Annotated in this window: 9 protein-coding genes; 1 reads left to right on the plus strand and 8 read right to left on the minus strand. The window is 52.1% G+C overall.

Going from position 1 to position 11,123, the window contains the following annotated elements:
• The 3 genes from ABYW01_RS05800 to ABYW01_RS05810 all read right to left on the minus strand — a co-directional run.
• A partial coding sequence (locus tag ABYW01_RS05800; protein ID WP_372831555.1) for an EAL domain-containing protein occupies positions 1–2,636 on the minus strand: 2,636 nt, incomplete at its 3' end.
• On the minus strand, positions 2,636–3,442 hold the full coding sequence (locus ABYW01_RS05805; RefSeq protein ID WP_372831556.1) for a phosphate/phosphite/phosphonate ABC transporter substrate-binding protein: 807 nt from the start codon (positions 3,440–3,442) through the stop codon (positions 2,636–2,638). The genes ABYW01_RS05805 and ABYW01_RS05800, both read right to left, overlap by 1 nt.
• Before the next feature lie 304 nt (positions 3,443–3,746).
• A complete protein-coding gene (locus ABYW01_RS05810; RefSeq protein ID WP_372831557.1) occupies positions 3,747–4,670 on the minus strand; it encodes a DMT family transporter in 924 nt (307 codons plus the stop codon).
• Positions 4,671–5,777: 1,107 nt separating this feature from the next.
• Between ABYW01_RS05810 and ABYW01_RS05815 the strand changes: the two genes are divergently transcribed.
• Positions 5,778–5,966 (plus strand): hypothetical protein, encoded by a 189-nt coding sequence (locus ABYW01_RS05815; protein WP_372831558.1) that lies wholly within the window; start codon positions 5,778–5,780, stop codon positions 5,964–5,966.
• Positions 5,967–5,989: 23 nt separating this feature from the next.
• On the opposite strand, the gene ABYW01_RS05820 is transcribed toward ABYW01_RS05815, so the two are convergent.
• The 5 genes from ABYW01_RS05820 to ABYW01_RS05840 all read right to left on the minus strand — a co-directional run.
• Positions 5,990–6,208 carry a GDCCVxC domain-containing (seleno)protein gene (locus ABYW01_RS05820; protein ID WP_372831559.1) on the minus strand — a complete coding sequence of 73 codons (219 nt, stop codon included), beginning with the start codon at positions 6,206–6,208 and terminating at the stop codon, positions 5,990–5,992.
• A 16-nt stretch (positions 6,209–6,224) separates the two neighbouring features.
• Positions 6,225–6,614 carry an organomercurial transporter MerC gene (gene merC / locus ABYW01_RS05825; protein ID WP_372831560.1) on the minus strand — a complete coding sequence of 130 codons (390 nt, stop codon included), beginning with the start codon at positions 6,612–6,614 and terminating at the stop codon, positions 6,225–6,227.
• 64 nt (positions 6,615–6,678) lie between these two features.
• Positions 6,679–7,083, minus strand: a complete 405-nt coding sequence (locus ABYW01_RS05830; RefSeq protein WP_372831561.1) for a MerR family transcriptional regulator — start codon at positions 7,081–7,083, stop codon at positions 6,679–6,681.
• Between the two features lie 168 nt (positions 7,084–7,251).
• Complete coding sequence (locus ABYW01_RS05835; RefSeq protein ID WP_372831562.1) at positions 7,252–10,365, minus strand: efflux RND transporter permease subunit; 3,114 nt, start codon at positions 10,363–10,365, stop codon at positions 7,252–7,254.
• A partial coding sequence (locus ABYW01_RS05840) for an efflux RND transporter periplasmic adaptor subunit (RefSeq protein WP_372831563.1) occupies positions 10,362–11,123 on the minus strand: 762 nt, incomplete at its 5' end. The genes ABYW01_RS05835 and ABYW01_RS05840, both read right to left, overlap by 4 nt.

The raw sequence follows: 11,123 nt of genomic DNA on the forward strand, positions 1-11,123 counted from the left end.
CCCTGACCGAAATCGCAGGCATGTTCTTCAAGAAAAACCTGCTGTACCTGAGTCTCAATCCCTTCGGCAACAACCCGCAGGTTGAGACGGTGGGCCATCGAAATAATGGCCGCAGTAATCTCCATATCATCCAGATGATCCGGGATATCTTTGATAAATTCCCGATCTACTTTCAATACGTTGATAGGCAACGTTTTCAGATAGTTGAATGAAGAGTAGCCGATACCGAAGTCATCAATCGCAATGGTCATACCCAGCGCTTGTAACTCCTGTAGCGTATTGATCGCCTGCTGCACATCGTGCATCAACAGGGTTTCCGTAATCTCAATTTCCAGTTGCTCCGGTGCGACACCGGTATCCTCTAAGATCTGATTGATCATACTGATCAGCTGTGGGTCACGAAACTGGCGGGCAGAGAGGTTAACCGCCACGCGCAAATGCCCATGCCCCGCCGCTTTCAGTTCGCGCAGGGCTTCACATGCCGTTGCGATCACCCAGCGCCCCAGCGGGACAATAAACCCGGTCTCTTCTGCCACAGAAATGAACTCCGGCGGCGGCACAATACCAAGCTCCGGATGCTGCCAGCGGATCAGGGCCTCCGCGCCGATAATCTCGCCCGTCTTCAGATCCACCTGCGGCTGATAGTTCAGCAAGAACTCACCTTTCTCCAGCGCAGCCGGCATTTCACGGGTAAAGCGAATATAGGTCTGTAGTTGTTCGTGTAAAGATTCAGTAAAGAAGCGGAACTGGTTACGTCCCATCTCTTTCGCCTGATACATCGCCAGGTCAGCGTGTTTAACCAGAGAATCCGGCTCCGTACCGTCCTTCGGCACGAGTGCAATCCCGAGACTGGTCGTCACCTGTAACTCGGTATCGTCGATGCTGAACGGCCGAGTGAGTGCTGATAGTATGCGTTCAGCGATATGCATCACCCGCTCTTCACTCTCCACCGGGCTGATCAACAACGCAAACTCATCACCGCCCAAACGGGCTGCCACGTCGTGTTCCTGCAATGCATGGCGCAAACGACGGGCAACGGCTTTTAGCAGTTCATCGCCAATATGATGACCACGGGTATCGTTGATGGTCTTGAAGAAATCCAGGTCAAGTAGCATCACCGCCCCGATGGTGGATTCATTCAGGTTCTCCAGCATCAGCCCCAGCTGGCTGTAAAACAAGCGGCGATTAGCCAGCCCGGTCAGTTCATCATACAGCGCCAGTTGTTCCATTTTGGCGTGGGCGAGCTTCAGCTCAGACACATCTTCCAGCACGATCACAAAATGGGTCAGTTCACCGAATTCATTTTTAATCGGCGAGATCGATACCAGAGACCAAAACGTCGAGCCATCTTTGCGCAGGCTCTGCAGTTCACCCCGCCAGTTTTTACCCGCCAGGATAGACTGCCACAGGGTTTCGTATTTGCTGGTCGACATCCACTGCCGGCTGAGGATTTCGGGTTGATGTCCCAGCAGCTCACCCAAATGATAACCGGTCGCTTCCGTGTATTTAGGGTTCACATACTCAATGGTGCCGATGATGTCGGTGATCATCACCGAAGAGCCGCTGTAGGTAATCGCACTGGATAATTTACGCAGGGAGGATTCGATATCTTTCCGCTCGGTTACATCCTGACAGGTACCAAAACTCCGTCCGCTGCTACGGTCGTGCTGGCCAATCATATGCACATATTTGAGTCCGGCCGGAGAGTTCACCCGGAACTCGGCTTCAAATGAACCGCCATCCTGAGAAATGCGTTCGAATTCAGATTTCACCGCTGACGCATCGGCCGGGTGGATCTGGGAGAAGAAGCTGTCGAAATTCAGCCCCCCCAGTTCCGACAGGTACATGATCGGCAGCATACTGTCGGAACACCAGAAACTGTTCGTTTCCGCATGCCATTCCCAGCACCCCAGTAACGCAACGCGCTGAGAGTCATTCAGACGACGCTCGGCATTTTCACGCTCAACTATCTGCTGGCTCAGCTCTTCATGCTTTTCCGCTATGGAATCGCGCATCACGCGAAATGCATGGAAGAAGTCCTGTAAACCACTCTGCGGGGGATGTGCAGGAATCGGAGAATAGAAGTCTCCTTTTGCAATCTGACGGGCTGTTCCGGATATCCGGTCGATCGGTTTCAATACCAGTTGACGCTGCATCCAGCCGATGACAACGGCCGCCAACAATGCCACTGACAACAAAATCAGCTCCAACATCCTCAGGCGATCGCGCTCAGCTTCTAGAAACGGAGATAGATCCAGAGAGAGATTCAGCTGCGCCAGCGTGCGATCTTCAAACATCACATCCGCAGCCAGCCAGTGAGTGGCGGCAAACTGCTGATCCGGCTGCGTCATCGGATAGAGCAATAAACCATCGGTTCGGGTCAGTGTCAGGCTTTGCCAGTGTTTTCGGTCCAGCGACAGCTGATCCAACACATCATAAACGGCCGCCATATCACTGGTCAGTATCGGGTTACGCAGCACTGTACCCAGCAGTTCCAGATACACTTTTTCCTGTGTCAGACGATCTTCTACTTCGTGCTGTTGCCAGTTTGGTAACCAGTGAAACTCCATGAATGCACCGATCAACAGAACCAGCAGCACCAAAGGTAGTACAAGCTTCGTCTGAAAACTCCGCATCAGCGTTGTTCCTCGTAGTAGGCTTCCAATCCTGACTGCAGCAGCGGTTTATAATCGCTGAAGGACACCGGACCCAGTTGATAAACAGGCACATTCCTTAGTAGCGCCCTGAACTGATCATTCTGAGACAACTTGAGTAGTTCGGCAACCACGGTTTCACGGACCGTTGTCGGCACCCGCGGATGAACAATAATCGGATGAGACGGAAAGTTCTCCGTACGGTAGATCACCTGCAACTTATCCCGAATATGTTCTGGTTGCTTTTCCAGTGTCTTTTGTACGCCGCCTCCCGCCTCCGCCATACCCAGTGCAACATTCAAATACACGGATGAGTGGCTTTTGACATAACGAGGATAAAAAGACAGTTGGAACCGTTCGGTGAGATCCCGCCGAATCATCATCGATGCACCCAACGAATTTGGAGAAGGAAACACCAGCTGCATTCCGGCAAGTTGCTCCACTTGTCTGATCCCCGCGTCTTTACGACTGACAATCACACCGTTCACCTGACTCTGCATATCCGATAATACCGGCACATAACCCAATTTTTCGTGCAACCAGATGGTGTGATAGGGGTTCACAAACGCAAAATCGAATATCCCTCTTTGACACTGTTTTTCAAAGGATGCGATATCAGGCGTCGTTTCCACCTGTAAGGCGAAAGGCAGGTGTTTATTCAGATACGAAATGATCGGCTGCCAAACCCGATAGGTTTCGCTGGCACTGTATTGAGGTACAACGGCAAAACTATAACTTTCTTTGGCGGTCGCCAAACCCGGCAGCATCAATACCAAGCCCAGGGTCATACTTAGCCCATCCCTGGCACAGTACTTAAATGTCTGCTTCAATCTCTTCATTTCGCTACAACATCAGTGGGTTACCGATAAGCTAGTCAGCATCATAACAACGTGACTGCAAACAGTTAAGATAGACCTGTCCTATACAACATTCAAACGAACGTTTATACACGTATACCCTGACGTTTAGTACTGTCTGTGCAATCTGCCACCAGCTCTCCGCAACGCCCACCTCACGGGGCTGCTGGCAGCTATCAAAACCCTATACACATGCTTATACACAGATTCTGTGAATAAGCATGTGTGAGAAAAATCAGGATTCACGTAGCGAACTTTTATCCACGACCGGTTGCTTAACAACCTGAGGTTTATTCACCAGATAGATACCCACCGCCACCAGCACCAAAGCCACTATGAATACAGGCGTAATCGCTTCATTCATGATCAGAAAGCCGAAGAACACGCCAAACAGCGGAGAGAAGAAACCAAACGATGAAATTTTGGATGCCTGATATCGATGAATCAGCCAGAACCAGGCGAGGTATGACACAAAAGCCACCATCACTATCTGGAATAACATCGACGCTATCACCGGCACCGTCACAGAGGTGACACCGGCTTCCCCAAAGGCCAGAGACAATAGCGGCAACGCTACTGCAGAACCGGCCAATTGGTATAACAAAACGCGTTCAGCACGCAGCATTCTCTGGGGCGACGCTTTGATCACTACGGTAGTGGCCCCCCAAAATACCGCAGCCAGTAATGCCATCATATCGCCAAGCAGCGTATCACCCGCACCGCCATTATCACCAAAGGCCACTACGATGCCGCCAAACGCACAGCATAAACCGATCACCTGAAATAGACGCAGGCGTTCACCCGGTACAAAAAAATGCACCCCGAGCGCAACGATAAACGGCGACGTATACAGGAAAACAACCCCTCGAGACGTCGTCGTATACTCCAGCGCCCAGTACAACAAGAGAAATTCGCCGCTAAACAACAGACTCGCCAACAGCCCCCACCACTCCGTGCCATCGCGCTCGAAAATTTTGATTCCGCGCCAACGCATCCATAAACAGAGCAGAATCGTTGCACCGATTGAACGCAGCCCCGCCTGCATCATCGGCGAGATCCCCTCCAGCGCAAATTTAATCGCAACCTGCTGTAAACCCCAGATCACGCACAATCCCAGCAGTAGGATCACCGCAAAGCGATCAAGTACCTTATTACCCATTAATACTCACTCATTAATACCTCTAAACATATGAAGCGACGTGCACCGCTTAGCAACGGAATCCTCTCCCCATAATATGATACAGAACACATAAGCCAAGGCTTAGATATTGTTACATTTGTATAAAAGCGACACAAAACTGATCAGTCTGCGGAGCGCGGGCGCTACAAGCATCTGCCCCAAAGTAATTCACACAGTTATGCACAGTTTTTTTGGATAAGATTCGGCGTTCGGTTTCACACAACCTTCACACTATCCGGTTAAGATGCTCCACAAGACCGGTCAGGAATGTCACCGGCAAGGACTGACCAGGGATGGTACCTCTTCAAGTGCATTTTATATCGCTGCTCAGATCATTCAGCAAACGCCCGTCCTGCACCTGATATTTACCGAGCACGCTTCAAAAGCAACAACCTTAAGCGCGATATCAAATTGGCCCAAACGCATTAACCACGGGCGATGCCCATCGTATGTCGCCGCATCATTTTGGCCAAACCACGTCGCCATCGTTATCGATCGAAGATCCTAATTTATCAGTCAATATCACATCCATTCCCTTGCCAGCCGTCCCCACTCCCATGATAAGGGCACCGTTCCTTAGAACAGGTATCTGCGACATATTATCCACACCCTGTTCTAAACCAACAGCCACTATCCCTACACTCAGCAATACCAGTACTTGATCATCATCGGTGTAAGGGGTGCCGATAATTATTCACAGGATCAATAGATGGATATTCGAGCCTTCACAACACCCTCCGATACCCTCGGATCGGATGTTCCACTTTTATTCCTTACCTTCTGCGAAAACCGTTACGGATTCCCACCTCAACCCCATCCACAGAACTGTTCACAGGCCTAGCTGCAGACCAGAAGGTCTATTTTTCTATCCGTGGAACAGACACAACGAATCCTGCCCCCCACCAGCACATACCTAACGGCTAGCGAGGCTTCATCAATACTTAAGCCAAATAAAAAACAGAATTGCTATCGGACGATAGCCGTTGGACACTAAAGCACAACTATAACAAAGAAGAGTGACTGCCTGATGCAACTGACCCTGCTAGGCACCGGCGACGTTCGTCAGGTTCCAGTATACGGCTGCAAATGCCGCGCCTGCCAGAATCGCCACGCAACCACAACGATTTGAATCTGAGTATTCAGATCTTCGAAGCATTAAGGCCTGGGCGGATGATTCTGACCCATATTGGGCATGAGATGGACGCGTGGTTGCTGGACAATACCTTGCCTTATGAGGAGATTAGAATTGCGCGTGATGAGATGACCTGCAACTGATCATAACACGGGCACCCTCAATCCTATTTACAGCAGCGTCCATCTTGCTGAATCGGCGGACAAGGTACAGTTCCATAAGAGCAATAAACACAGCAATCGCCAGGCAATGGCTTAAGCAGCGTTCCACAGCCCTCACACTCGTAGAACCACTGACAAGCATCTGTCGGCATTGTTTCTTGTTTTGCGTGACCACACTCAGGGCACGTTATCGTCGATTCCAACATCACATCTTTTTCAGGCATTTCCACTTTCCTCTGCTTACACACGGCAACGTTTTACGGCAGGAGAGATCAGATCCCATATAGCCACCGCAAACATCAGCATCAACCCGGCATAAAACAGATAGGTGCTCCAGCTATCAACCCAAAACAGGTAAAGGGTCGCAAGCACCATCAGTGGCCCGATACAGGTCAATATGCCACGGAGATGCTGCTGGTGTGACCACCAGGTCACCAATGCGGCTACCAGTGCAATGATGGCAAATACCGGCAACAGTGTGTTGATAAACAGGCCTTCAAACTGGGCGAGAAACCCCAGCCCTAAGCCAGCGCCAATGGAACCTAGCAAAGGAAAGCAAGATGCGCAGCCCATCGCCGAAAAAAGGGTTCCGGTTGCACCTAGCTTTTCCGTAAACATCGCAGATCTCATAAACACTCCGAACTCATGCCAATACGTCAAAATATCAGTATAAGCTCTGTACCTAAGTACGGAATCAAGGTTTATCTGACGTTAGAATCGCTGAAATAAGTGGACATTCACCCTGATCACGATTGCTATCGCAGGAATTAATCAGCGTCTCCAAGGTTGTCGCTATAGCCTCCAGATCGGAGATACGTTCACGGATATCCAACAGTTTCCTGCTCGCCAGCGCTTGAGTGCCTTCACAACCGTCATGCCCCAGCGCCAATAGGTTTCTAATTTCAGAAAGGCTAAACCCTAACGTCTTCGCCCGCTGAATAAACAGCAGCTGAGTTATATCCCTCTCCTGATAGATCCGATAACCCACGGCGGGTTTAGCAGGCTCGGTTATCAATCCGATTCGCTGGTAGTAACGAACGGTTTCCACTCCGACTCCCGCTCTCCGTGCCACCTTACTGATGGTTAGCTTTGACATCATTTGCACCCTTAACGTGTATCCGCCAGTTCAATGGGAAAAGCGGCAACCTGATCTTTTCCTTGGACGAAGACCCGCCTCACAGGTTCTCCTGCCACCAGCCTTCCCCGAAACTAAAAAGGGCCACTGACACTTCCCAGCAGCCCTTTTCACCATTTATAGACAGCAAACTTAAGCGATGGCTGTCCTCTTTTTCCAAAGGAAATACACCGCAGGCACCAGCACCAGCGTCAGTACCACCGCACTGACCATGCCACCGACCATCGGTGCGGCAATCCGCTGCATGATCTCAGACCCCGTACCTGTGCCGTACATAATCGGCAGCAGACCGGCGATAATCGCCGCAACCGTCATCATCACCGGTCGTACGCGCATGCCCGCCCCCTCGATCACCGCATCACGCAGATCATCCAGATCCAAACCGTCCGGTTTTTCCACCTGCTTGGCCTTAAACGCCTGGTTCAGATAGACCAGCATAATCACCCCAATCTCTACCGCGACACCAGCCAGTGCGATAAAGCCAACACCCACCGCCACTGAAAAATTGAACTGATTCAGGTAGAGCATCCAGATACCGCCGATCAACGCCAGCGGCAGGGTGCCCATAATGATCGCCACTTCGGCGAAACGGCGGAAGTTCAGGTAGAGCAGAATGACAATGATTGCGAGGGTCAAAGGCACCACATAGGTCAGACGCTCCTGTGCCCGCAGCAGGTATTCATACTGGCCCGACCAGTTGATCGAATAGCCCGGTGGCAGCTCGATATTCTCCGCTACATGCTTTTGTGCATCGACCACATAAGATCCGAGGTCGCGGCCTTCGATATCCACAAAGGTCCAGCCGTTGGGGCGCGCATTTTCACTCTTGATCCCTGGCGGGCCATCTTCGATATAGATCTCCGCCACATCCGCCAACGCAATACGCTGTCCCATCGGCGTCACCAGTGGCAACAACTGCAATTTCTCAACCGAGTTACGGTAGTCCTGTGGATAACGTACGTTCACCGGATAGCGCTCTAACCCTTCTACGGTCTGGGAGACGTTCATCCCCCCAATCGCGCTGGTCACCACCGCCTGTACATCAGCAATATTCAGGCCGTAACGTGCCGCTTTCAGACGTTTGATATCAACCTTGATGTAACGCCCGCCCGCGACGCGCTCGGAGTACACCGAGGCGGTTCCCGGTACTTCTGCAACCACTTTCTCCAACTGCTGGCCGATATCCTGAATCACCTTCAGATCCGGACCTGCCACTTTCAGACCCACGGGCGTTTTAATCCCCGTGGCAAGCATGTCGATTCGGGTTTTGATCGGCATCACCCAGGCGTTGGTAAGGCCGGGAAACTTCACCAGCTTATCCATCTCCTTGGTGAGCTTTTCGGTGGTCATCCCTTCACGCCACTGATCCCGGGGTTTCAGCGTAATAAAGGTTTCTATCATCGTCAGCGGAGCGGGGTCAGTGGCGGTATCCGCACGACCAATCTTGCCAAACACCCGTTCCACTTCCGGCACGGTGCGGATCAGCTTATCCGTCTGCTGTAACAGTTCCCGCGCTTTACCAATGGAGATGCCGGGATAAGTGGTCGGCATATACATCAGATCGCCTTCGTCGAGCGGCGGAATAAATTCACTGCCCAGCTTATCCAACGGCCAGAAACCCACCACGGTGATCAGCAATGCGGTTACGACAGTGGTTTTTGGCCAGCTCAATACCGTTTTGATCACCGGCAGGTAGATCGCGATCAGCAACCGATTAAGTGGGTTTTTATGCTCCGGAAGCACCTTGCCGCGGATGCAGTAGCCCATCAGCACCGGCACCAGTGTGATCGCCAGTCCTGCGGACGCGGCCATAGCGTAGGTTTTCGTATACGCCAGTGGAGAGAACATCCGTCCTTCCTGCGCTTCCAGTGTAAACACCGGCAGAAAACTCATGGTGATGATCAACAAACTGAAGAACAGGGCGGGCCCGACCTCAGCGGCGGCGTCACCAATCACTTGCCAGCGGTTTTCCGGGGTAAGTGGTGTGCGCTCGATATGCTTATGCACGTTTTCAATCATCACGATAGCGCCATCCACCATCGCACCAATTGCGATCGCGATCCCGCCCAATGACATGATGTTGGCGTTAATACCCTGGTAATACATGATAATAAAGGCCACCAGAATGCCGATCGGCAGACTGATAATAACCACCAGCGAAGAGCGGAAATGAAACAGGAACGCGGCGCAGACCACGATTACCACGATAAACTCTTCAATCAGCTTCTCGACCAGATTCTCCACCGCCCGTTCGATCAGGCCGGAGCGATCGTATACCGTCACCACCTCCACACCTTCTGGCAGGCTGCGCTTTAACTCTTCCAACTTGGCTTTAACGCCATTGATGGTCTTTTGGGCATTTTCCCCAAAGCGCATCACCACCACACCGCCGACGGTTTCGCCCTCGCCATCCAGCTCAGCAATGCCCCGGCGCATCTGAGGACCGATGTTCACCTCGGCCAGATCCTGTAACAGGATGGGCGTACCTTTATCCGTCGCGCCCAGAGGAATCGCACGAATCGCATCAATGCCGTCCAGATACCCACTGGCGCGCACCATGTATTCTGCTTCCGCCATCTCCAAGACCGAAGCACCGCTCTCCTGATTGGCCCGTTTAATGGCGTTGTTGATATGAGACAGCGGGATATTAAACGCGCGCAGTTTTTCCGGATCAACGCTGACCTGATACTGCTTTACCATACCGCCCACGGGTGCCACTTCGGACACACCCGGCACCGTTTGCAGCTCATACTTCAGGAACCAGTCCTGCAAGCTGCGCAACTGGGCCAGATCATGCTGACCGGTACGATCCACCAGCGCGTAGAGATAGATCCAACCGACACCGGTGGCATCCGGTCCCAGTTGCGGTTTTGCACTGGCCGGTAAGCGTGACGCCACCTGACTGAGATACTCCAGTACCCGACTGCGCGCCCAGTAAAGATCGGTATCTTCATCAAAGATCACATACACATAGGAATCACCAAAGAAGGAAAATCCCCGCACGGTTTTAGCCCCCGGCACCGACAACATAGCGGTAGTGAGCGGATAGGTAACCTGATCCTCTACCACTTGCGGTGCTTGTCCCGGATAGCTGGTTTTGATGATCACCTGTACATCAGACAGGTCCGGTATCGCATCGATGGGCGTTTGCTTCAGGGTAAACGCTCCCCAACCGACGAGTATCAGGGTCGTCAGCAGGACAAAGAAACGATTCCTGATCGACCAGAAAATCAGTCCCTTAATCACAAGGAGCCTCCTTGCTCACGCGGTGCTTTAGGTTGTGGCAGGACCATATCCACCACTTTTAACTCACGCATGTTGCCGCCGTTGAGCAACACTTGAACGGCCGTACCGGGCTGCAACTGATCAAGGTCAACCGCATCGTCCACGGGGACTTCCATCAACATTGCCGGCTGATCCCACAGTCGAATCGGGGCGTGCTGCAGCAACACCGTACGTTTCTCGACATTCAGTTCGCGAACACTGGCATGTGCCCAGGTTTCGTCAATTCGGCCCATTTCAGGGGGTGTCATGCGCATAAAATCAGAGTTGATGGAGGATTCCGAATCGAGCATAAACTGCGCCGACACCACCACCTGATCATCCGGGTACACACCGTCCACAATCGCAGTACGATTCCCTAAACGCGCGCCGGTTTCCACCCTAACAGATTTGTACTTACCATCACCCAGCGCCACCACCACCCGTTTCTGTGTACCGGTGATAATCACTGCACTGGAGGGAACATTCAGTGTTTCCGCGGTCGGTTGGGCCTGCACATCAATCTGCGCAAACATGCCCGGCTTCAGCGCCATATCAGCGTTATCAAAGCGCAGACGCACCTGCACGGTACGGGTCTTTTCATTCAACGTGGGATAGATGTAATCCACCGTTCCACCCCAGAATGTTTCGGGTAGGAAATCGAGTCTCATCCGCGCACGATCACCGATATTGATCTGCGCGGCTTGCCGCTCAAACAACTCCGCGGTCACCCAGACCTGATC

The sequence above is a fragment of the Pontibacterium sp. genome, from assembly GCF_041587635.1.
GTDB lineage: Bacteria > Pseudomonadota > Gammaproteobacteria > Pseudomonadales > Balneatricaceae > Pontibacterium.

Bases quoted from the DNA above. Each gene is read 5' to 3' on its own strand.
- ABYW01_RS05805 (WP_372831556.1), bottom strand. From the start codon at position 3,442: ATGACCCTGGGCTTGGTATTGATGCTGCCGGGTTTGGCGACCGCCAAA.
- merC (WP_372831560.1), bottom strand. From the start codon at position 6,614: ATGAGATCTGCGATGTTTACGGAAAAGCTAGGTGCAACCGGAACCCTT.
- ABYW01_RS05810 (WP_372831557.1), bottom strand. From the start codon at position 4,670: ATGGGTAATAAGGTACTTGATCGCTTTGCGGTGATCCTACTGCTGGGA.
- ABYW01_RS05830 (WP_372831561.1), bottom strand. From the start codon at position 7,083: ATGATGTCAAAGCTAACCATCAGTAAGGTGGCACGGAGAGCGGGAGTC.
- ABYW01_RS05815 (WP_372831558.1), top strand. From the start codon at position 5,778: ATGCCGCGCCTGCCAGAATCGCCACGCAACCACAACGATTTGAATCTG.
- ABYW01_RS05820 (WP_372831559.1), bottom strand. From the start codon at position 6,208: ATGCCTGAAAAAGATGTGATGTTGGAATCGACGATAACGTGCCCTGAG.